At 67.1% G+C, this 20,709-nt stretch carries 20 protein-coding genes and 1 pseudogene; 6 read left to right on the forward strand and 15 right to left on the reverse strand.

The features are described 5' to 3' along the window. From B9G49_RS09085 to B9G49_RS09095, 3 genes are all read right to left on the reverse strand, one after another. A partial coding sequence (locus B9G49_RS09085) for a DEAD/DEAH box helicase (RefSeq protein WP_143414696.1) occupies nucleotides 1–944 on the reverse strand: 944 nt, incomplete at its 3' end. A gap of 168 nt (nucleotides 945–1,112) precedes the next feature. After that, nucleotides 1,113–2,009 carry a hypothetical protein gene (locus B9G49_RS09090; RefSeq protein WP_086216139.1) on the reverse strand — a complete coding sequence of 299 codons (897 nt, stop codon included), beginning with the start codon at nucleotides 2,007–2,009 and terminating at the stop codon, nucleotides 1,113–1,115. A 96-nt stretch (nucleotides 2,010–2,105) separates the two neighbouring features. Continuing rightward, nucleotides 2,106–2,783 (reverse strand): class I SAM-dependent methyltransferase, encoded by a 678-nt coding sequence (locus B9G49_RS09095; protein ID WP_086216140.1) that lies wholly within the window; start codon nucleotides 2,781–2,783, stop codon nucleotides 2,106–2,108. 66 nt (nucleotides 2,784–2,849) lie between these two features. Here B9G49_RS09095 and B9G49_RS09100 point away from each other — a divergent pair, with 66 nt between their 5' ends. Next, a complete protein-coding gene (locus B9G49_RS09100) occupies nucleotides 2,850–3,293 on the forward strand; it encodes a hypothetical protein (protein WP_049931978.1) in 444 nt (147 codons plus the stop codon). 63 nt (nucleotides 3,294–3,356) lie between these two features. On the opposite strand, the gene B9G49_RS09105 is transcribed toward B9G49_RS09100, so the two are convergent. Both B9G49_RS09105 and B9G49_RS09110 read right to left on the reverse strand, forming a co-directional pair. Beyond that, entirely contained in the window at nucleotides 3,357–3,932 is a 576-nt protein-coding gene (locus B9G49_RS09105) for a magnesium transporter (protein WP_086216141.1), read from the reverse strand. After that, nucleotides 3,929–4,501 (reverse strand): magnesium transporter, encoded by a 573-nt coding sequence (locus B9G49_RS09110; RefSeq protein ID WP_049931974.1) that lies wholly within the window; start codon nucleotides 4,499–4,501, stop codon nucleotides 3,929–3,931. Before B9G49_RS09110 ends, B9G49_RS09105 begins: the two co-directional genes overlap by 4 nt. A gap of 812 nt (nucleotides 4,502–5,313) precedes the next feature. On the opposite strand from B9G49_RS09110, the gene B9G49_RS09115 reads away from it, so the two are divergent. Next, a complete protein-coding gene (locus B9G49_RS09115; RefSeq protein ID WP_049931973.1) occupies nucleotides 5,314–5,892 on the forward strand; it encodes a hypothetical protein in 579 nt (192 codons plus the stop codon). 27 nt (nucleotides 5,893–5,919) lie between these two features. Here the strand turns inward: B9G49_RS09115 and B9G49_RS09120 are convergent, their stop codons facing one another. Next, nucleotides 5,920–6,783 (reverse strand): hypothetical protein, encoded by an 864-nt coding sequence (locus B9G49_RS09120; protein WP_086216142.1) that lies wholly within the window; start codon nucleotides 6,781–6,783, stop codon nucleotides 5,920–5,922. 178 nt (nucleotides 6,784–6,961) lie between these two features. Here B9G49_RS09120 and B9G49_RS09125 point away from each other — a divergent pair, with 178 nt between their 5' ends. Further along, nucleotides 6,962–7,435 (forward strand): hypothetical protein, encoded by a 474-nt coding sequence (locus tag B9G49_RS09125; protein ID WP_086216143.1) that lies wholly within the window; start codon nucleotides 6,962–6,964, stop codon nucleotides 7,433–7,435. 107 nt (nucleotides 7,436–7,542) lie between these two features. On the opposite strand, the gene B9G49_RS09130 is transcribed toward B9G49_RS09125, so the two are convergent. The 4 genes from B9G49_RS09130 to B9G49_RS09145 form a co-directional block, all read right to left on the reverse strand. Beyond that, nucleotides 7,543–8,724, reverse strand: coding sequence for an aspartate kinase (locus B9G49_RS09130; RefSeq protein WP_049931970.1), 1,182 nt, complete (start codon nucleotides 8,722–8,724; stop codon nucleotides 7,543–7,545). 379 nt (nucleotides 8,725–9,103) lie between these two features. Then, nucleotides 9,104–9,805 carry a Zn-ribbon domain-containing protein gene (locus tag B9G49_RS09135; RefSeq protein ID WP_086216144.1) on the reverse strand — a complete coding sequence of 234 codons (702 nt, stop codon included), beginning with the start codon at nucleotides 9,803–9,805 and terminating at the stop codon, nucleotides 9,104–9,106. Then, entirely contained in the window at nucleotides 9,806–10,219 is a 414-nt protein-coding gene (locus B9G49_RS09140; RefSeq protein ID WP_049931967.1) for a DUF2073 domain-containing protein, read from the reverse strand. Then, nucleotides 10,219–10,860: an Era-like GTP-binding protein gene (locus B9G49_RS09145; RefSeq protein WP_049931966.1), complete on the reverse strand. Its 642-nt coding sequence runs from the start codon at nucleotides 10,858–10,860 to the stop codon at nucleotides 10,219–10,221. The genes B9G49_RS09140 and B9G49_RS09145 overlap by 1 nt, the downstream gene beginning before the upstream one ends. A gap of 454 nt (nucleotides 10,861–11,314) precedes the next feature. Here B9G49_RS09145 and B9G49_RS17235 point away from each other — a divergent pair. Together B9G49_RS17235 and B9G49_RS09155 are read left to right on the forward strand one after the other, a co-directional pair. Next, nucleotides 11,315–11,790: pseudogene (locus tag B9G49_RS17235) on the forward strand (TetR/AcrR family transcriptional regulator). Nucleotides 11,791–13,126: 1,336 nt separating this feature from the next. Further along, nucleotides 13,127–14,869 carry a Cdc6/Cdc18 family protein gene (locus B9G49_RS09155; RefSeq protein ID WP_049931964.1) on the forward strand — a complete coding sequence of 581 codons (1,743 nt, stop codon included), beginning with the start codon at nucleotides 13,127–13,129 and terminating at the stop codon, nucleotides 14,867–14,869. A gap of 52 nt (nucleotides 14,870–14,921) precedes the next feature. On the opposite strand, the gene B9G49_RS09160 is transcribed toward B9G49_RS09155, so the two are convergent. Further along, entirely contained in the window at nucleotides 14,922–15,962 is a 1,041-nt protein-coding gene (locus tag B9G49_RS09160) for a S26 family signal peptidase (RefSeq protein ID WP_086216145.1), read from the reverse strand. 129 nt (nucleotides 15,963–16,091) lie between these two features. On the opposite strand from B9G49_RS09160, the gene B9G49_RS09165 reads away from it, so the two are divergent. Further along, on the forward strand, nucleotides 16,092–17,846 hold the full coding sequence (locus tag B9G49_RS09165; protein ID WP_086216146.1) for a DNA-directed DNA polymerase II small subunit: 1,755 nt from the start codon (nucleotides 16,092–16,094) through the stop codon (nucleotides 17,844–17,846). A 32-nt stretch (nucleotides 17,847–17,878) separates the two neighbouring features. On the opposite strand, the gene B9G49_RS09170 is transcribed toward B9G49_RS09165, so the two are convergent. From B9G49_RS09170 to B9G49_RS09185, 4 genes are all read right to left on the reverse strand, one after another. Next, on the reverse strand, nucleotides 17,879–18,511 hold the full coding sequence (locus B9G49_RS09170) for a YigZ family protein (RefSeq protein WP_086216147.1): 633 nt from the start codon (nucleotides 18,509–18,511) through the stop codon (nucleotides 17,879–17,881). Beyond that, a complete protein-coding gene (locus tag B9G49_RS09175; protein WP_086216148.1) occupies nucleotides 18,508–19,008 on the reverse strand; it encodes a hypothetical protein in 501 nt (166 codons plus the stop codon). Before B9G49_RS09175 ends, B9G49_RS09170 begins: the two co-directional genes overlap by 4 nt. 7 nt (nucleotides 19,009–19,015) lie before the next feature. Continuing rightward, complete coding sequence (locus B9G49_RS09180; protein ID WP_086216149.1) at nucleotides 19,016–19,621, reverse strand: hypothetical protein; 606 nt, start codon at nucleotides 19,619–19,621, stop codon at nucleotides 19,016–19,018. A gap of 90 nt (nucleotides 19,622–19,711) precedes the next feature. Continuing rightward, on the reverse strand, nucleotides 19,712–20,647 hold the full coding sequence (locus B9G49_RS09185; protein WP_086216150.1) for an MBL fold metallo-hydrolase: 936 nt from the start codon (nucleotides 20,645–20,647) through the stop codon (nucleotides 19,712–19,714). Nucleotides 20,648–20,709: the final 62 nt, after the last annotated feature.

A 20,709-nucleotide genomic window follows, 5' to 3' on the forward strand; every position in this document is an offset into this window, starting at 1 on the left:
GCCGACCCCTCCTCGACCGCGTCGGCGAGGTCCTCGGAGGTGTCGGTGTCGGAGACGCCGCGGATCTCCTCGGCCAGCTCGCGGAGGCGGTCGCGCTCGTCGCCGGTGAGCCGCGGCCCCGTCACGTCGGTGAGCTTGCGGGCCGACGACTCGGCGTTGCGCCGCGAATTGACGAAGACGAGCGAGGAGCCGCCCTGGCCGTCCTCCTCGGTGTCCAGGGCGTCGGCGACGAGCCTCGCGGTCTGGTCCTCGCCGCGCTCGACTGGGACCTCGCGCTGGCTCCCGTCGTCGAAGTTGATCGCGTTGCCGAAGTGGACGCCGGTGTGGAGCTCGATCGGTCGCCAGTCGGACTCGACGAGTTCGGCGTCGAGCCAGTCCGCGATGACGTCGGCGTTGCCGACGGTCGCCGAGAGCGCGACCGTCTGGAGGCCGGGGTTCACCTTGCGGAGCTTCGCGAGGGTCACTTCGAGGGTGGGGCCGCGGTGCGAGTCGTCGACGAGGTGGACCTCGTCGCTGACGACGCAGGTGAGGTCGTCGATCCACGGGGCGCCGTTGCGGATGAGCGAGTCGACCTTCTCCGAGGTGGCGACGATGATGTCCCGGCTCGCGAGCCACTCGCCGTCGGAGTCGTAGTTGCCCGTGGAGACGCCGACCGTCACATCGAACTCTTCCCAGCGCTCGAACTCGGCCTTCTTCTCGCTGGCGAGCGCGCGCAGCGGGACGATGTACAGCGCCTTGCCGCCGCGCTCGACGGAGGAGAGCATCGCCAGCTCGGCGATCAGCGTCTTGCCGGACGCGGTCGGGACCGCCGCGACGAGGCTCTCGCCGTCGGTGACGCCCGCCTCGACCGCCGCTTCCTGCGGCGGATACAGCTCCGCGACGCCCTCCGCTTCGAGCGCCTCGCCGACGCCCGCGGGGAGCCCGGAGAGCGAACTCGGTTCCATTACCGGAGTCTGGGCCCCGCCTCGATTTAAACCGTCGGAACGGGCCGAACATAGCGGAAGAACGCGCGGCGGCGCGTGTCGGTGAGCGGCCGGAGCGAAGCGAAGGCCGCGAGTTGCGCGCGCGAACCGCTGGCGGCCGGGGGCAGACCAAGGGCGCCGTCTCGCGACCTACCCCCAGTGCGATCCCGACCCTACAGCGTCCCGGCGGCTGACGACCACGTACAGTCCTCGAAAGCCGACGGCGACGCCCGCGCCGAGCGACCCGAGCGCGGTCGCAACGGCGAGCGCGGGAACGAAGAAGGCCGGATCGAGGACGTAGTCGGGCGAATCGGCAATAAACGCGATCGCGGTTGCGTGTCCCAAGACGGCCGCGGCGTCACCGAGCCACGCGAGTGCGATCCCGCCCCGGTACCAGTAGACGAGCGCCGCGATCGGAGCCCCGAACACGGCGTACCCGAACGGCTGGTAGGTCGGATAGGAGGCATATAACCAGAACGTGGACGGGACCGAGAGAACGGCGGCGACAGCGATGACGACAACCGCTCTGTGCCGCTCCCCCGACGAGCCGAAGAAGCGTTCCGACGCTGAACGCTCGCTCGGGGGACTCAATCGACGGAGGGCAGAACCGACGACGACGGCGAAGGCGCCGACCGCGAGGCCGAGCCGGAGGTGAGTCGGAAGCGTGACGCCGAGGACCTCCATCTCCAGTACGTCCGGCAAGGGGCTGAACGCCGCACGCGCGAGAGCCGACGCGACCGGGATGGCGGGCCCCGCTGCGAGCGTGTAGATGGCGGCGCCACCGTGATACTGAACGAGGATAGCGATCGCCGCGGCGGGCAGGTAGAGGACGGCGGTGGCACGCGAGTGACCGATGTCGCTGATCTCCGGGGCGACCGCGCGGATGGCACCGAGTTGGGTGGTCACCTCCGTACTCGCACCGTACGCCGCGTTCGACCGCCAGTAGGCGGCGTAGAGGACGAACGCAAAGACGAACACGAGACCGACGGTGCCGGCGATACGGAAGCGACCGTCGGGACGGCCGAGGAGGGCACCGCGGACGTCCATTGAGGGAGACGACTGTGGGACTCGGTAAAACGGTTGGGAGATCAACTGTTCGTCTCGCACCGGCCGCCACGGGAGGTCGAATCCCGACGGACCGACTCAGGGAGCCACACCGACCGTCAGCAGCGTCCCCCACGTCCGGTAGCGGTCCACCATCGCCTCGCGCGTCTCGTACCCCTCGGTCGGGAACTCGGAGGCGTCGGGAATCTCGGTCTCGCGGTCCGGGATCGCGTCCTGCTCGGCGACGTACAGGCCGGCCTCGCGGAACGCTTCGCGGTACTCCTCGCGGCTCCACAGCGTCATCTCGACGGCGATGTTCTCCTGCCACGCGTGGGTCGTCTCGCTCTCCGCGAAGTAGTTCACCGCGCAGTAGAAGGTACCGCCCGGCTTCAGCACGCGGCGGACCTCTTCGAGGGTGTGGACCGGGTCGGCCGCGTAGTAGAACGCCTCCATCGAGAAGACGTGGTCGAAGGAGTCGTCGGCGAAGGAGAGTTCGTCGAAGTCGCCGACGAGGAAGCCGACCGCGTCGTCGTCGGTGTACTCGCGGGCGTTGCTGGCCATCTCCGGGGCGCCGTCGAGGCCGTAGCCGCGGTCGATCCCCCGCTCGCGGAGCGCGCGGAGCGCGTAGCCGGAGCCGGTCCCCAGATCGAGGACGGCGTCGCCCGCCTCGGCCGGCATGCGGGCCAACACGTGTTTCGCGGTGTGCCAGTGGCGGTCCTCCATCCCGCGGTCCTTCCCGCTCGCCGCCCACTCGTCGAACTCCTCGCGGACGCTCATACCGGCCGAACGGGGAGAGCGGTGAAAAACGGCGGTGTTTTACCGGCTCCGCTCCCGCCGGTGGGTATGAAGCGACCGCGAGCGCTCCGCCGACCGAACTTCCGGGTGGCCGACATCGCCCAGCAGTCGGTCGGCGGCTTCCTGCTCGCGGGGCCGTTCGTCGTCACCGCGGAGGTCTGGGAGCTCGCCGCGGGGATGAACTGGGTCCAAGCCGGTGTGACCGCCGCGCTCGTCGGACTGATCGGGTACGCCGCGCTGTACCGGGCCGACACCGGACGCGACGTCGACGAGGAGCCGGACTTCGTCGGGATCCCGACCCGCTTCGTCTCGCTGATGACGGTGGCGTTCGGGTCCGTGCTCCTGCTCGCGCTGATCTTCGACGCCCCGCAGACGTTCCTCGTCGAGGGTGGGATCGGCGACGGCGCGGTGGTGGCGACGACGGCGAAGGCCGTCGCCGTCGGCGCGATGTTCAGCGTCGTCGGCGCTGCGACCGCCGACAGCGTGTTCTGAGAGGGGCGTGGCGCGCTGTCGCGGTCACGGCGCCGCGGTCGCGCCGTGCCGCTCGCTCCGGCCTCACAGCACGACCGAGACGACCGCGAAGAGGATCAGCACGCCGGCGATGTCACAGAGGTTCGTCACCACGGGGATCGTCGTGTCGTCCGGATTGAGCCCGACGCGGTAGGACACCTCGACGGCGGCGACGCTGGCGACGACGACGAGGACCGCGAGGCACAGCCCGGAGACCAACGAGATCAGCAGCACCCGGCCGAGCGCGAGCGACCCGCCGAGCGCGAGCCCGATCGCCCACGCGGCGACTCCCACGGCGCCGAAGACGGTCGCCGCGAGCCCGAACACCGCGCCCGCGTTCGCCCGGAGGGCGGGGTTCGACGGGCTGAGCTCGTAGGTCCCGAGGTACAGCTGGGTCGTGAGCCGCGAGCAGGTGATCGACGCGAGGTTGCCGGCCGTCCCGATCTGGACGGGAACGAGGACTAGCAGGGCCGGGTACCTGAGCAGTACCGCCTCGTACGTCTCCAGTACCGTCCCCGAGACGAGCTGAAGCACCGACAGCGCGGCGAGCAGGGGGATCATCGTCCGGACGATCCGTCGGACCGACCACTCGTCGACCGCGGTGGACTCGGGGTCGGTCACGACAGCGCCCCCACGGCGGCGACGCCGACCAAGAGGAAGAACACCCCGAACACGTCGCCGAGCGTGGTGACCACCGGTCCGATGACGTTGTCTGGGTCGAGCCCGCGGCGGTAGCCGAGGAAGATGACCGCGATGAGCACCGTGATCATCAGCACCGCCGAGAGGAAGCCGGCGACGACCATCACGCCGACCAGCTGGAAGAGGCTCCCGCCGTCACCGAACAAGACGAGCGTCGCGTAGGTGACGACCGCGATGAACACGGAGACGGTCATTCCGTTCAGGAAGGAGGCAACGACCGCGTTCGTGAGTCGCCGGTCGGGTTGAAACCGCGGTTCGATGATCCCCTGGTGGAGCCCGGTCGAGAGCCGGGCGCCGAGCGAGCCGTACACTCCCCCGCGGGTGGCGAGGAACGCCGGGAGCAACAGGAGGAGCCCGGGGACCTCCGCGATGTTCGCGCGCATGGCGTCGGAGGCGAGTATCGTCCCCGCGAACAACCCGGCGATCAGGCTGACGGTTATCACCGGGACCGCCTGCCGGTAGATGTCGCGCGCGGAGTCGTGCCCGGGCATCGAACGCACCGACGACGGGCGGGGCAAAAAAACCGACCGACGCGTTTGAACGCAGGATCGAGACTTGTCACAACTCATCGGTCCGTGACGGCGATCTCCAGATGAAACGAAGGGGGCGAATGCGGTGGAGACGCAGAGTACGTACAAATCAATTACGAGAAACAGGATCGGGAGTACGAGCGACGAGATCAGTTTCAGGAGGCTACTCACTTGGAGCGGATAGAGCCGTAGATTTTGGTAGTCCTGCTACTCCCGACGGACTCTGTCTAGCTCCATTCGATTCAGCAATTCCGTGTTTTCGTCACTGGATTCGATTTTCGAGTAGTTGAGGGCGTCAGTTTCGCCTGTCGGATGCCCTTTGCGGAGTTCCTCCAATCTCGAGTCGCTGTGCTGTTGGGCCTTCTATTGATCAGTCGAGTCGGGTAGAGGAACGAAACGAGAATCGTTCCGACGAAACCGGCGGCGATCACAGAGACCAACCGCGAGGGAGCGTTTCCCCGGACGAAAATGAACGCGGGGGGAGAAGTAGCGACCCCGTCGAGAACGTGAGCGTAGTGCGAATCGAAAAGTATCCGGTGATGCTGAGGCCACCCAACCCGTCCGGATCCAGCGGGTCGACTTACAGATCAACGTCCTGGAGTTCACGGACGGCGAGTATCGTGGTGACGACGCCGGAGAATCCGCCGACGATGACAGCGTCGTATGTCCCAGAAAACGTATCGCTCATTCGCTCAACCACAGGTGTATTCTATTTGACTTAATTATTAGCCCGTCGACCGCACCGTTAAGTCGGTCGCGTGATTGCCGATCCCATGGACTACTCGCTCGCGATCGAGAACGGACCGGAAGCGATACCGGGTGGCACGGGACTCCTGCTCGTCCACCCGAGCATCGGCGAGACGGACCGGATCGACACCGATTTCCTGAAGACCGACACCGACGCGTTCCTCGTCGTCTCGACCCGGACGACCGCCCGCGAGGTCGAACAGAAACTGGAGTACTACGACGTCGACGAGACGAAGGCGACGATCCTCGACACGCTCTCCGTCGAGCGCGGCTACTCGCGACGGACCGCCGACGACGTCTACTACGTCTCCGCGCCGGACGACCTCGACGGCGTCGTCGACCGCGTCGAGCGGTTCCTCACCGAGAACGAGGGGAAGCGGCGCGTCTCGGTCGACTCGCTCACCGAGATGGCCTACTACGCCGACGACGACGCGGTGTACGACGCCGCGAGCGAGATCCTCGACCTCCTCGACGAGCACGACGCGGTCGGTATCTTCCACCTCTCCGAAGAGGTCCACGAGGTCGCGACGCTCGACCGGTTCCGCGACCTGTTCGACGGTGTCATCGACCTCGACGGGGACGGGAACGTCGTCGTAGACGTCTGAGCGGCGGTCTGCCGCCGCGAGGAAGCGTCAGCTCTCGTCGAGAAGCGCCGCGAACGTCTTCTCTGTCCACGCCACGGCGTAGGCGGCCCCGCGGTCCCGGTAGGCGGTCGTGTCGAGGGCGGCGTACGGCGCCGGGAGGTCGAGGTCGTGTTTGACCGCCGAGCAGGCGTACTCCGTCGCGCTCGGGAACTCCGTGTCGCCGCGCGCGACCTCGCCGGAGAGCTCACCGAGCCGGCCGGAGAGCCGCTTGCCGGCGTCGACCCACGCGTCGTACAGCCGGGGGTGCTCCGACTCCCACGACGCGAACGTGTCGCGGGTGTGGAGGCCGACCCACGCGTCGAACAGCGCGTTCGCAACCTGGAACACGTCCGCCGGTCCGAATCCCGTCGTCGACGCGCCCGTCTCCGGGTCGGGGCGGCGGATCGCCGCGTCGAGGTCGCGGTAGCGCTCGCCGAAGAAGGGGAGGAACGTCTCGGGGAGCCCGGTCGAGTCTCCGCCGCTCACTGCGCCCGGAGCCGGGTCGCAGTCGATCTGGACTAGCCGCTCGGCGACGAGGAAGGCAAGGAAGTCTTCGGGCGTCCCCTCCGCACGTCGCTTGACGAGGACCGCGGGCGGATCGGTCTGTGCGGTCCGGACGACGGTCCCGTCGCCGGGGAGTCCGACGGTAAACGCCGGGCCAGCGTGCTTGCCGAGTAGGTCCGGGACCGCCTCGGGAAGCCACTCGGCGGGGTACGACGCGGGATCGAGCGCGTCGACAAAGAGGCCGAGGTCCTCCGCGGCGGCCGGCGGGAGGGTCTCGAAGTCGGACTCGACGTCGAGGACCGGCGATCCCGGTGCGTAGTGATCGCGGACCGCTTCAATATCGTCGTCGAGCGCCCGGGGCGAGAACATCAGCCGAGGACGTACGAGAGGATGATGAGCACCGAGAGGACGGCCGAAACGCCGACCGTGCCAACCACGATCTGGGTCGATTTGGACATGCGAGACAATCCGTCCGCCCGTCGTTAAAATCATCCGGTCGACGCCAACCGTGCGGCGATTTTATGCCGTCGGCCGAGAGTACTGACGTATGCGAGTTCGTGACGCGGTCGAGGCCGACGCCGCGGCCGTCGGGTCGATGACGGGCCGACCCCGCGGCGTCGCTCGGAACATGATCCACGACCGGTCGGTTCGCGTCGCGGTGACAGACGACGCCGAGTCGGAATCGGGGGGAGCGCCCTCGCCGTCGGAGCCGAGCGGCGACGGTGACGGCGGTGACGACACCCCGGTCGACGCGGTCGCCGGGTTCGTCGCGTTCGACGTGCGTGACGGGACGGTTCACGTGACGAACTTCGAGGGCACCGCGGCCGCGGTCGAGCGGCTGTTCGAGGAGCCGGTCGGCTTCGCGAAACGAGAGGGAATGTCGGTCGAAGTCATCGTCCCCGCCGACGGGGTCGGTCCGGAAGTGGTCGAGGCGTTCGGCTTCGAGGCGGCGGGATCCGGGCCGCGGATCGACGGCACGGCGACGACGAGGTACCGGTTCGATCCGGCGGAAAGCGGCTGAGGCGGACGCTTCGGGGTTTATGATCCGGTCAGGGCCGCGGCCGCCCATCCGGTCAGGGTCGCAGCCACCGATCCGGTCAGAGTCGCGGTCGTCGATCCCCGCGAGGCTCAGTCAAAGCGCTCTTGGACGATTTCGAGGGCCTCCTCTCGGTCGTCCCAGTCGACGAACACCGCGACGGAGGTGGCGCTCGTGATCAGGTCGATGATGTTGATTCCGGCGTCCGCGATGGGCGCGATGATGTCCTGAATGACCCCCGACTGGTTGGGGAGCTCGCCGCCCGTGACGCGGATCACGGCGATGGGGTCGGCGACGGTGACGGAGGAGAGCGCCTCGTCGGTGACGACCGCCTCGTGGAGCAGCGCCTCGGCGGTCTCGGCGATGTCGACATCGACGTAGAAGGTGACCGAGTCCATGCCGGACGCGACCGCGTCGATGTTGACCTCCTCGGCGCGCAGCGCGTTCGACAGCTCCGAGAGGATCCCCGGGCGGTTGCGGATGGCTCGCCCCGCGATGGTGAGACACGCGAGCGGCTCCTCGCGCATGTCGATCAGGCTCTCGAACTCGCCTTCGATCCGCGTGCCGCCGCGGAGCAGGTCACCGTGCTGGTAGTGGACGACCCGAACCGCGAGCCCCTCGTCCTTGTACGAGAGCGCAGACGGCGCGACGACCTCGGCGCCGCGGAAAGAGAGGTTGCGCAGCTCGTCGACGGTGATCTCGCCCACGTTGCGCGCGCCCTCGACGACGCGGGGGTCGCCGGTCATCACGCCCTCCACGTCGGTGACGATCACGACCTCGTCGGCGTCTATGTAGTTGCCGAGCATGACGGCGGTGGTGTCCGAGCCGCCGCGCCCGAGCGTGGTGACGTTGCCCTCGTGGTCCTCGGCGAGGAACCCGGTGATGATCGGGACGACGCCGTCCATATCGGCCGCGATCTCCTCCGCCCGCCGCTTCGTCTCCGCCACGTCGACCTCGCCGAGTTCGTTGGTGACGACCGGCCAGTCCGGGTGGCCGGGTTCGAGGAAGACGGCGTCGACGTCGCGGACGGACAGCGCGGCCTTCAGCATGCGGACGCTGGTGCGTTCGCCCATCGAGACGATCTCCGCGCGGTCGGCGTCGTCCGTCTCGAAGGTGATGTCGTCGAGGAGGTCGTCGGTGGTCGACCCCATCGCGCTCGCGACGACCGCTATCTCGTGGCCGGCCGCGACCGCGCTCGCGACCGAGTCGGCCGCGCGCTCGATCCGGTCGCCGCTGCCGAGGCTCGTTCCCCCGAACTTCGCGACTACGCGCATGCGGCTACCCCGTCGCGGGTCCGAGAGGGTCGGTCTCCGGCGAGCGGGACGGCGGGTGCCGAGCAGACGCCGGAATTCCGGGTCGGTCGGCGGGAGCGATCGGTAAACATGCGACTCCGTAGCGGAGGAAGCCGGATAACAGTATCTTCTTCGACAAGGGTCGCCCGAATCGCCGAATCGTCCGGTTCAGTTGTTATACTACGAATAAAACGAGACGAACGATCACCGACGTCCGGAATCGCCGGGAATGTGGGGAGACGACGGTCAGAGGGCGCGGGGCGGGACGGGGAAGGGGCCGGTCAGGACGAGAACTGGGGGTCAGGAAGAGAACTGGGGGGTCAGGAGCGTGAAAAGCCGGACGGGACGGTGAGTGAACTCGTCACTCGTCGTCGATGCCCCACGCGTCGGGCATTTCGATGACGTACCGGCCGTCCTCTTGAAGCGAGATGATGTACTCCTGTCTGTCGTACAGCTCCATCAGGTTGAGCTCGTACTGGCCGGGGCTGACGATCCGGATGCTCTCGAACTGGTCGTTGAGCTCGTCGCGGAGCGCGTCGATGCCGGGCTTGGACTCCTCGTCGGTCGGCTCCGAGGTCTCGGCGGAGTCGACATCGCGGCTCGCGCGGTCAAGCTCGTCCGGGGACACCACTTCGGATCGCGCGCTCGCCTGTGCCATGTCCTCGTTATTCCGGTCGGCGATCTGTTCCGTACCGTCGGACCCGGTCGTTGATTCGGCGCCCGCCACGGCGTCGTCCGGCGTCGGATCGGCCCGGTCGTCCGGCGTCGCGTCTGCGGCGTTGTCGGGGCCCCGAGCGGCGGCGCCCTCGTCGGACGCCGACGCAACCTCCCCGTCCGCGGTTGGCCGCGTTCCGTCGGACGGCCCCGAGTCGGAGTCGGGCGTCCCGTCCGCTCCGGCGGCGGAGTCGGACGCCTCGTCCGCTTCGGCGGCGGGGCCGGCGTTCTCCGTCGCGTTCGCGGGCTTGAACTGGAACTTGTTCCCGCCGCAGTCGGGGCACCCGGACAGCATCTCCTTGGAGCCGTCGGGGAACGTCCGGCCGCAGGAGGTACACTGGTGGGGCATCTACTTGCGAGAGACGAGCGTGCTGATGAGGTTCTCGTCTTTGTGGAGGGTCTCGATTCTGTTCGCCGGGCCGATCACCGTGAGCTTCTGGGTCGACTCGCGGCCCATCAACTTGTCGAGGAAGCTCTGGTCGCCCGCCTCGGCCTTGGGGTACGTCTCTATCTCGATGCCGGTGAAGTCGTCGGGGCTGATCTCGGTCATCGTCACCTCGATGAGCTTCGACTCCTCGTCGGGGGAGAGCCCCTCTTCGAGGATGACGATGTTTCCCTCGCGGACGCCGTCGAGGATGAGCCGGATCTTCTCCATGCTCGTGAGCCCCTCCATCCGCGCGCCGCTTATCATGTCGATCCGGACGCCGTCGTCGGAGTCGTCGGGATCGTCGGCGGCGTTGACGTTGGCTTTCGGGCCAGCCATTAGCCGAAGTACTCCGCGATCTTGGTGTACACTTCGTCCATGTTGTCGCCCTCCAACGCCGACAGCGGAATCGTCTCGTGTTGCGGGAAGGCGTTCGCGATCTGCTGGACGTCCGATCCCGGCAGGTCAGTCTTGTTCGCGAGAATGAGCGCGGGGAGGTCCTGCGACTCGATGATCCCGATCAGCATCGTGTTCACCTGGGTGAACGGGTCCGACGTCGAGTCGAGCACGTAGATGACGCCGTCGACGTCCTCGCGGAGCCAGTGCATCGCCTCCGCGACGCCCTCGGTCGCCTCGCGCGACCGGCGGACGGCGTCGTCCTTCTCCATGTCGTGGTCCAAGAACTCCTTGTAGTCGACTTTCGTCGTCACGCCGGGCGTGTCGACGATGTCGATGGTGACCGTCCGCCCGTTGCGTTCGATCTCCACGCCCTCCTTCCGGCGGGCCCGGCGAGTCTCGTGGGGGATGTGGCTCTCCGGCCCGACGGCGTCACCCGTCCAGTCGCGTGCGATCCGGTTTGCGAGGGTCGTTTTACCGGCGTTCGGCGGTCCGTAGATCCCGATCCGCTTGGGCTCGTCGGCCGCGAACAGGCCGTCTGTGACCCGCGATATGCTGTCTCTGAGATTCGTGAGCAGTCCCATCCTGACCTCCAGTCCGTGTGTGGTTTACCCGAACACCGCTGTCGTTTCGGACGCCGTTCGATCCGTGCGCTCGACGCCCGTTCGGGGGATTACGGTACGGTCCTCACCGCTCTCACTTAAGAACTGCGTCAGACATCCCCCCGATCCGGAGCATCGGCGCCGGACGAACCCGAAATTCGGCGTCGGGGGTGCGGTTCGGCGGGGGAGAATCGGCTGATGAGAAGGCGCGGTCGCGGGCGGCAGGCGACACCGGATCCCGGGGACCGTCGATCCGCGACCCGGCTCACTCGTCGGGTGTGACCCGCTCGTTTGGCGGGTTGAGTGAAACGCCGGTTCAGTTTCGGACGATAGTTTGTTTACGTGCGGTGATATCGTTCGATCGAGGGTGTAGACCTCGTCGGAGAATAAAAGCGAAAAGTAACCGTATTATCTACCTCACGCGTATCAAATTGGCATAAACGACTCACAGGATGGCCCGGCGAACGAGTCCGTCGAGTCACTGTCGGACGACGCGAACGACGCGGGTTCCGGTGACCGCGGCTCCGACAGGAATCTTCCCCAAGAGCGTTCCGCCATCGAGTCCGACAGTTCCGACAGATCCGGCAGAGAGACGGGCTCCTCGAAGGATACGAAGGAGGTCATCATGGAGGCGACGTTCCGCGCGCTGAGCAAGCACGGCTACAATGACCTCCGGATGCGCGATATCGGCGAGGAGCTGGACCTCACGCGGCAGGTGGTCCACTATCATTTCGACGGGAAGTACGACCTGATGTCTTCGTTCTCGACCCCGAACGGATGAGCCAGTTGGTGACCGACGTTATCCATGCCGCTCGCGGGCGGCGGATCTCGCTCGGTCACGAGGACGCCCCGGAGGAGACGCGAGAAGCAATAGACGAGTTCATCTTTGAATCGCTCGAACGGACCGAGTAGTCGAACGGATCAGGCGGTGGGGCAGAGCAAGTAGTCGAACGGATCAGACGATGGGACAGAGAAAGTAGTCGAATGGATCGAGCCAAGTCGGGCTGAAGCGGCGCGAGGTGGTTCGGCACACAGACATCTGGGGGAGTCCTCTCGACTGTCGTCGCGACGACCGCCGCCATTTCAACTGGACATAGCGTGACCTCCCTGCGGGTACCTGCGACGGCGGACGACGCGGCTCGTCGCTCCCGAGATAACCCTCGGTCGCGGACTGGTTCTCAGTGACTCTTTAGGGTTTTCGCGCCTCTTTTGACAGTTCATCGCCTCTTGCTGTCCGCTTGTTTAAATTTGAGGTGAGACTCTTCTCTCAGTGAGCCGGGTCGGGCAGTCTGGAGACTCGTCTCCAACGTGCGTCGGTGTGGAGTGACGGAAGGCGTCATCGCAGTCAGGTTGTCCAACTTCCCATCCCTTCGGCTTGGTTCGCTAGAACCACCAGGCGGAACCCGCTGGCGACGAACGTCAGGGTGTTGAGGCGGGTGACATCTGTGGGGACTTCCCGGCCCAGTGCTAACGGCCGGGGAGGGTCCGGATTGGTACTTCTCGCTGGTATCCCCCCCCACCCCTTCGTTTCAGGTGGAACCGGGCTCGGCGGTGGGGTGGTGGCCGGTTGAACCGGAGTTGTCCAGGGTTGTCTGTGGGCGGCAAGAAAAATACGACTATACACAAGATAAAATAACTACAATCATACTAATATATTTTATAGTAGATTGGCGAGGGTACTGTTTTACGCTATAGATATTAAATCTACCTCTATTACATAGAGCTCTTCGACCCCCTCCCCACCCATGATCGCTGTTCCACACGAAACGAAGGGGTGGGGGGGTCCATTCGAAGAGAACAATCAGTCGGCACTCCAGACCGCGCCCGCAACCGGGAGATCAGGAACGACCAACGGAACTTCCAGCCGGATGATTGGTTCCTTCACGGCGACTCCCACTCATCAGGTCGAATGTGGACCGACTGATCCGCCGACGAGACGACCCGTTCGGCGATATCTCGTCAAACGTCGTGGAGCTTTCCCGTCTGTCGCTGGGATCACCTCATTTTCTCGACCAGTCTGTCCGGCGATTGGTTCGGTTCGGACGGGGTCTGTCTCCACCTGTTCGCTGGACTAATGGGGACGTTTCAACTCCAGAGAGGAACACTTTTGTACCGTCTCTTCATCTGGTTCGACTGTATCAAGTGGACGCGGTCGATGTCGTATTCGACCGCGAATGCGTATTTCCGACCGGAGACGGCGTGAGAATCGGTTCTCTTGGTCGTCTCCACCTGAAACGGAGGGGTTCACATGGACGAAGGCGATCACACACCGCGGGCTGACGACGGCACTGATCAGACCGACGACGATGACTCGGTCGACGACGACTCGGACCGTAGCGACGGCTCCGCGTCCGATATCGCTGATCTGAACTCCGATGGCCCGCCCGAGACCGGTTCCGACTTCGGTGACGACCCCGACCGTGACGCCGACTCCAGTGAGGACTCCGACCGCGACTCGGGATCCCGCTCCGTACCCGACCCGGTAACGGACGCCGGACCCGAAACCGCGGAGATCGACAACGGCAGTCGCGACCGATCGTCGCCCGACGTCGACTTCGACGGCGTCGTCCTCGACGACGACGACAATCAGGGCCTGTTCGACGACCTCCTCTCCGGCGAGCCGATCTTCGAGAACAAGGAGGTTCTCCGGCCCTCGTACACCCCGCACGAACTCCCGCATCGGAACGACCAAATCAACCGGATGGCGACGATCCTCGTCTCCGCGCTCCGCGGCGAGACCCCTTCGAACATCCTCATCTACGGGAAGACGGGAACCGGGAAGACCGCCTCGGCGAAGTTCGTCTCGCAGGAGCTCGAGTCCACCTCGCAGAAGTACGACGTACCCTGCGAGGTCGAGTACATCAACTGCGAGGTGACCGACACCCAGTACCGCGTCCTCGCCCAGCTCGCGAACACGTTCATCGAGGAGAACCAAGCGGTGATCGCCGATCAGCTGGAGCGACTCGAAGGCCTCCGCGCGGACGCGACGGACGCCGACGAGACGGCCGGCCGCGACGCGGCCGCCGCCCTCGCCGACACCGAGTTCGACTCGATCGAGGACCTCGACGACCGCATCGAGACGCTGGAGGACGACGCCGACGAGATGGAGGAGGTCCCGATGACGGGGTGGCCGACCGACCGCGTCTACTCGACGTTCTTCGAGGCGGTCGACTACCACGAGCGCGTGGTCGTGATCATGCTCGACGAAATTGACAAGCTCGTCGAGAAGAGCGGCGACGACACGCTCTATAACCTCTCGCGGATGAACTCCGAGCTCAACCGCTCGCGCATCTCCATCATGGGGATCTCGAACGATCTCAAGTTCACCGACTTCCTCGACCCTCGCGTCAAGTCGAGCCTCGGCGAGGAGGAGATCGTTTTCCCGCCGTACGACGCTAACCAGCTCCGCGACATCCTCCAGCACCGCGCCGACACGGCGTTCAAGCCCGACGCGCTCACCGACGACGTGATCCCCCTCTGCGCCGCCTTCGCCGCGCAGGAACACGGCGACGCGCGGCGGGCGCTCGACCTCCTCCGCACCGCGGGCGAACTCGCCGAGCGCTCGCAGGCCGAGATCGTCGCGGAGAAGCACGTCCGGCAGGCGCAGGACAAGATCGAACTCGACCGCGTTGTCGAGGTCGTCCGCACCCTCCCGACACAGAGCAAGATCGTCTTATTCGCCGTGATCCTCCTGGAGAAGAACGGCGTTCACAACATCAACACCGGCGAGGTGTTCAACATCTACAAGCGGCTCTGCGAGGAGATCGACGCCGACGTGCTGACCCAGCGGCGCGTCACCGACCTCATCAGCGAACTCGACATGCTGGGGATCGTCAACGCCGTCGTCGTCTCCAAGGGCCGCTACGGGCGGACGAAAGAGATGGGTCTCTCCGTGCCGGTCGAGGAGACCGAGGCGGTCCTCCTGTCCGACTCTCGGCTCGGCGACATCGAAAACGCGCAGCCGTTCGTTCAGGCGCGGTTCGACAACTGACGCCGACCGCGCCGCCTCTGACACGTCTGACGTCGGCGCGTCGCGTCCGCAGTTACCCCGCGGCCGAGAAGCCCGACGACGCCGGAGAGAGGCTACTTCCGACCGTCCGCGCTATCGCCTCGTTCAGCTCTACCTGCCCCGTCGCGACCAGCCGGATGTAGCCGAGATACGGGACTCGGACCCGCGCCACCCCGTTCACCCACTCCGCTCTGACGGGCGGCGAGAGCCCGCTGGCCTGGTCGTAGGCCCCGTTGTTGTCCCCCAGCGTGATGTAGCCGTCGTGCGGCGCCGGGCAGTTGGCGAGCGACTCGCAGTCGACGGCGTTGTGATACCGATCGTCGGCGCGGTCGTACCAGTTCTCTCCCTCGGTCACGTGGAACCTAGCCCGGTGGATGATGGGCGATCCGGTCCGACCCGGGGGCGTGTATATCATCACGGAGCCGTAGGATCCGAACGTCCGGTAGTCGACCTCCTGACCAACCTCGTGCGTGACGACGCCGACGCCGTTCTCGGCCGCGTCCGGCGCCAAGCGTCCCGGCTCGGTGACGAACACGAGGTCGCCGACCTGCATGTTCGGCTCCATGCTCCCCGACTCGACCGCGACCATGGGCGGCCACACGCCGCTCACGCCGAACAGCAGCAGCCCGACCAGAAGGACGACGGCGACGCTCGACAGCATCTCGCGGATCCACATCAGCGCGCCCTCCCGATCGTGACGGAACCGATACAGGAACGACTCGTCCGGGTCGCTGTCCGACGATCTTGTCGATCCGAGGCCCGCCTTGGTAGCGATATCCTCGCCGTCGCGAGGGGCCTCGTCGTGAGAGTCGGCGCCGTGAGACGCACTGTCGTGAGCGTCGGCGCGATCGGGTTCGCCCGACTGCTCGGCCTCGGGCCGAGAGCCGGCCTCGGGCCGAGAACCGGGCTCGGGCTCGGTGTCAGGTGCGTCGCCGCCCGCTCCGTCGGACGCTTCGTCTTCTAACTCGTCAGAAACGCCGCCTCCTCCGTCGTGAGCCGTTGCCGATTCGCTTCGGTTCCGCTCGTCTCGATCGGCCGACTCGTCGCCGTCTGTCGGCCGATCCCCTTCATCCATTACGACGCGTTTGGGGGGTTTCGCTCATAAGCTTCCGGGTCTCGGGAGTTCCCCTGCCTCCTGACTCCGGCTCCGACTCCAGCCGACGCCTCCGGAACGGTTTTGCCCGTGACCCCCCTTTCGAGTGTCGTGCCGCTGGAGTCGAACGCCCGGATCGCGAAAGCCCTCGCCGAGCGCGGCTACAACGCCGAACGCGAGGCGGTCACCTTACTCGCGGGCGCGACGGACCCGACCGCGGCGATCGCGGCCACCGTCGACCGCGCCCCGGACGAGGCGCTTCGGATCACCGCCGACCACGTCCGCGAAGCGATCGACCACACCGATAAATCGGCCGCTCCCCCGGACGAAACCGGACAATCTCCAGTCGAAACGAAGGGGTCATCAGCCACCGAACCCGGCGCGACCGAGACCGTCGCCGACCCAGTGACGACCGACGGCGCTTCGGCTATGGATGTCGATACGGGGGCCGCTAGCGACCCCGCGACGGCCGACGCCCCAACCGTCGACCCCACGACTACCGATTCACCGACTGCCGACCCCGCGACTGCCGACCCCGCGACTACCGATTCACCGACTGTCGACCCCACGACTACCGATTCACCGACTGCCGACCCCACGACTACCGATTCACCGACTGTCGACTCCGCGACCGCCGCCGATACCTCACGTGATCTCGACCTGCGCGATCTGGAGGTCGGCAACGACATGACCGGCCGCAGCACGGGAACCGGCGAGTACAGCGACTTCGTCACGACGTTCCGCGACCGCTACGAGCGGCTCTCGAAGGTCCTCCGCGGCCGCGTCAACCACCGACCGGCCGAAGCGATCGCGAACATGCCCGGCGGTAGCGACGCCGCGATGATCGGCCTCGTCAACGACGTGCGCTCCACGAAGTCGGGCCACTGGCTGGTCGAACTGGAGGACACCACCGGGACGTTCCCCGCCCTCGTGATGAAGGACAAGGGGCTCGCGGACGTCGTCGACGAAATCCTGTTAGACGAGTGCGTCGCGGTCGAGGGGACGCTCGCCGACGACGCCGGGATCCTCTTCGCGGACTCGCTCCACTTCCCGGACGTCCCCCGGACGCACAACCCTGGCGGCGCCGACCGTCACGTCCAGGCCGCGCTGATCTCCGATGTCCACGTCGGCAGCGACGAATTCATGGCCGACGCGTGGCACAGCTTCGCGGACTGGCTCCACACGCCCGAGGCCGACCCCGTCGAGTACATCCTGCTCGCGGGCGACATGGTCGAGGGCGTCGGCGTCTACCCGGACCAGGACGAGGAGCTGGATATCGTCGACATCTACGAGCAGTACGAGGCCTTCGCGGAACACCTCAAGGAGGTACCGACGGACACCGAGATCGTGATGATCCCGGGCAACCACGACGCGGTCCGGCTCGCGGAGCCGCAGCCCGGGTTCAACGACGAGATCCGCGCGATCATGGACGTCCACGACGCGCGGATCGTCTCGAACCCGGCGACGGTCTCCGTCGAAGGCGTCGAGGTGCTGATGTACCACGGCGTCTCGCTCGACGAGGTGATCGCGGAGCTCCCGGAAGAGAAGGCGAGCTACGACGAACCGCACAAGGCGATGTACCAGCTGCTGAAGAAGCGTCACGTCGCGCCGCAGTTCGGCGGGCACACCCGCGTCGCGCCGGAGGAGCGCGACTACCTCGTCATCGAGGATGTCCCCGACGTCTTCCACACCGGCCACGTCCACAAGCTCGGTTGGGGAAAGTATCACAACGTCCTCGCGGTCAACTCCGGCTGCTGGCAGGCCCAGACCGACTTCCAGAAGTCAGTCAACATCGACCCCGACGCCGGCTACGCGCCGATCCTCGACCTCGACACGCTCGACATGACGGTCCGGAAGTTCTCGTAAATCGGCCGGAACGAACGAGGCCCTCCCGACCGCTATCGACCGATCTCTACCCGCCCGCTCGTCGCGTCGTTGAGCCGCTCGCGGAGCGCGTCGACCTGCGCGACGGGCACTCGGAGGTCGAACCGAACCCGCTCGCCGTAGTCGGCGTCGAACTCGACGCCGGACGACTCGATCACCCCCCGGACCGTCCCCGAGTCGTCGTACTCGGTCTCGACGACCAGACTTCGGTGCGGGCGCTCCTCGGTCACTCCCGCCGCGTCGACACCCTCCTTCACGGCGCGCGAGTAAGCGCGCGCGAGCCCCCCGACTCCGAGGTTTGTCCCGCCGTAGTAGCGCGTCACCACCGCGGCGACGTTCCGGATCTCGCGCTGCTGGAGGACGTTCAGGGCCGGTTTCCCGGCGGAGCCGGTCGGCTCCCCGTCGTCTGACGAGTACTCCCTGAGCATCGGTTCCGACCCCCGAGCGCGCTCGGACGGCTCGCCCGCGGGAACCCGGTACGCGGGCACGTTGTGGGTCGCGTCGGCGTACTCGTCTCGGACTGCCTCGACGAACGACTCCGCCGCTTCGACCGTGTCGACCGGCGCGACGTGGCCGAGGAACTCCGACCCCTGGACCTCGAACCGCGCCGTCGCGCGCTCGGCGACGGTCCGGTACGCGTCGGTCACGGCGTCCCCTCGTCGGCCTCCGGCTCTCCTTCGGCTCCGTCCGCCTCGCGACGCTCGACGACCACGCTCGTCGGCGGCGCGAGCCGGAACAGCGCGAGGTAGGCGGCGAATCCGACGACTTCGACGATCACCGCGACGACCGCGAGCGGCTCCGCCGCCAGCGCCGCGGCCGCGCCCGTCCCGTGCCACGTGAGGAACCCGCCGAGGAACGTTCCGAGCGTTCCCGCGCCGAGCGCGTACAGTCGGCGGTACTCGCCGGCCCGCAGCGTCGCGACCGCGACGGCCACCGCGAGCGCGCTCCCGGCGACGAACAGGTACGGGCGGGCGTCCGGGGGCGAGCCGAGCCGCGGCCACGCCCATAGGAGGTGGACCGCCGCGGCGACGACCGCGGCCTGGACGGCGACCCACCGGAGGAGGCGTCTTCTCAGGGTGTCGCGGCCGGCGGCCCCCTCATCTCGACTCGGGTCCGCCCCGCCTAGCCCGGTGTCAGCGCTCATCGAGTCCTCACTCCCACGGGTGGTTCCCGCGCGCGTCCGGCCACAGCGGGTACCAGTACGACTCGTCGTCCTCTAAGCCGAGCTCGCCGTCGCGGACCGACTGGAGCTTGAACTCGACCTGCTGGCTCCGGTCGTTCGTCCCCCGCGGCGCGAACGGGTAGTACGCGCCGCGCCGGAACGAGTAGATCCAGTAGGCCGGGCCGTCGTCGTTCTCGAAGCCGAACACGGCCGCGAGCAGCCGCGACCCGAACCCCTCCTCGATGAACTGGGCGGCCGCGAAGTGGACGCTCGTGACGAGGTCCTCGGGGTCGTCGTCCTCGAGGACGAACCACTGGTACCCGTGGTCGTCCTCGTACCGGTGGAAGCCGGTGCCGGTGTCGATCTCGCCGGCCTCTAGGATCGACTCGACGCTCTCGACCGCGTCGTCGAAGCGAGTGCTGTCCATGCCGGAGAAACACAGCGCGGCCTCGCCGCAGTGGTCGTACCCGAGGTCCGCCTGCATCGTCAGATACGCGGTCGACATCCCGAAGAGGTCCTCGGGGTCCGCCTCGCGGGTCGCGTCGGTCTCGGCGCTGGTCCCGAGCACGGCCCGGATCGTGTCGAAGATACCCATCTGCTCCCCGCTACGTGCGGCGGGGTTTAGGGCGTTTCTCTCGGATCCGCCGTCGCTGGCCCCTCGATTACTCCTCGCCGACGCCTTCGACTACTCCTCGCCGACGTCTGCCGCCGGAATCTCGTCGACGTGGTCAAGATACGTCAACACTCCTCTAACGTTCAGCCCCGTGTTCGCCCGCGCTCGCTCGCGAGTCCAGTAGTCGACGTTGCGACTCGCCGCCTCGAAGTGTTCGACCACCGCGTTGTCGTCGTCGAGCTCCGCACGCTTCTGCCGGACCGCCTCCACCCACTCGACGTACGCCCGCTTCGCCTCACCGATCAGTGTCGACTCGTAGCTCCGGGGTCCGAAGTGTCCGAAGCAGACCGTGTCGGGGTCGAGCCGCTCGATCAGCCGGAGGTCCTCGAGGCACTGCTCTAGGTCGAACTGCGGCGGCGGGGTCGTCGGCACCACGTCGTCGACCTCTGGGACGTAGATCCCGGCGGCGTCGGCGGTGAAGACCACGTCCGCCTCCGGCTCGTGGTAGACCGCGTGGTGGGGGGCGTGCCCGGGCGCGTCGTGGACGATCAGCTCGCGGTCGCCCAGATCGATCCGGTCTCCGTCGGCGACGCCCGCGATCCGGTCTTCCGGGACGGGCTCCGGCTCCGCGTAGTACGTCCACTGCCCCTCGACCGCCGACTTGGTTCCCGCGACGAGCGCCTCGGGGTCGACGAGGTGTCTGACTCCCTCCTCGGGCACTCGGACCTCCGCGTTCGGGTAGCCCTCGGCGAGGTAGCCCGCCCCGCCGGCGTGGTCGAGGTGGGCGTGGGTCGGGAGGATCCACGCGAGCTCGTCGCGGTCGATGCCGATCGCCTCGATGCTCTCGAAGAGGGCCTCTCGGTTCGCCCCCGTCCCGGTGTCTATCACGATCGGTCGCTCGGCGTCGTACACGTAGACGGCGCCGTACTCGTCGGTAGCGAACATCCCGGTGTCGTGGACGTACAGGTCCTCGACGCCCCGGACCGGTTCGAACTCGCCTGCGCGCATACCGGACGAGGGACCCGGGGGCACTTCTAGCGATCGGTCCGCAGGCCGACCGCGACGCTCAG

It is taken from the genome of Halorubrum sp. SD683, from assembly GCF_002135045.1.
In the GTDB taxonomy this organism is placed as follows: Archaea; Halobacteriota; Halobacteria; order Halobacteriales; family Haloferacaceae; genus Halorubrum; species Halorubrum ezzemoulense.

Coding starts and splice junctions, on each gene's coding strand:
- B9G49_RS09160 (WP_086216145.1), bottom strand. CDS start 15,962: ATGGATGAAGGGGATCGGCCGACAGACGGCGACGAGTCGGCCGATCGA.
- B9G49_RS09180 (WP_086216149.1), bottom strand. CDS start 19,621: ATGGGTATCTTCGACACGATCCGGGCCGTGCTCGGGACCAGCGCCGAG.
- B9G49_RS09100 (WP_049931978.1), top strand. CDS start 2,850: ATGAAGCGACCGCGAGCGCTCCGCCGACCGAACTTCCGGGTGGCCGAC.
- B9G49_RS09090 (WP_086216139.1), bottom strand. CDS start 2,009: ATGGACGTCCGCGGTGCCCTCCTCGGCCGTCCCGACGGTCGCTTCCGT.
- B9G49_RS09145 (WP_049931966.1), bottom strand. CDS start 10,860: ATGGGACTGCTCACGAATCTCAGAGACAGCATATCGCGGGTCACAGAC.
- B9G49_RS09140 (WP_049931967.1), bottom strand. CDS start 10,219: ATGGCTGGCCCGAAAGCCAACGTCAACGCCGCCGACGATCCCGACGAC.
- B9G49_RS09115 (WP_049931973.1), top strand. CDS start 5,314: ATGGACTACTCGCTCGCGATCGAGAACGGACCGGAAGCGATACCGGGT.
- B9G49_RS09125 (WP_086216143.1), top strand. CDS start 6,962: ATGCGAGTTCGTGACGCGGTCGAGGCCGACGCCGCGGCCGTCGGGTCG.
- B9G49_RS09175 (WP_086216148.1), bottom strand. CDS start 19,008: ATGAGCGCTGACACCGGGCTAGGCGGGGCGGACCCGAGTCGAGATGAG.
- B9G49_RS09155 (WP_049931964.1), top strand. CDS start 13,127: ATGGACGAAGGCGATCACACACCGCGGGCTGACGACGGCACTGATCAG.
- B9G49_RS09120 (WP_086216142.1), bottom strand. CDS start 6,783: ATGTTCTCGCCCCGGGCGCTCGACGACGATATTGAAGCGGTCCGCGAT.
- B9G49_RS09135 (WP_086216144.1), bottom strand. CDS start 9,805: ATGCCCCACCAGTGTACCTCCTGCGGCCGGACGTTCCCCGACGGCTCC.
- B9G49_RS09185 (WP_086216150.1), bottom strand. CDS start 20,647: ATGCGCGCAGGCGAGTTCGAACCGGTCCGGGGCGTCGAGGACCTGTAC.
- B9G49_RS09110 (WP_049931974.1), bottom strand. CDS start 4,501: ATGCCCGGGCACGACTCCGCGCGCGACATCTACCGGCAGGCGGTCCCG.
- B9G49_RS09130 (WP_049931970.1), bottom strand. CDS start 8,724: ATGCGCGTAGTCGCGAAGTTCGGGGGAACGAGCCTCGGCAGCGGCGAC.
- B9G49_RS09095 (WP_086216140.1), bottom strand. CDS start 2,783: ATGAGCGTCCGCGAGGAGTTCGACGAGTGGGCGGCGAGCGGGAAGGAC.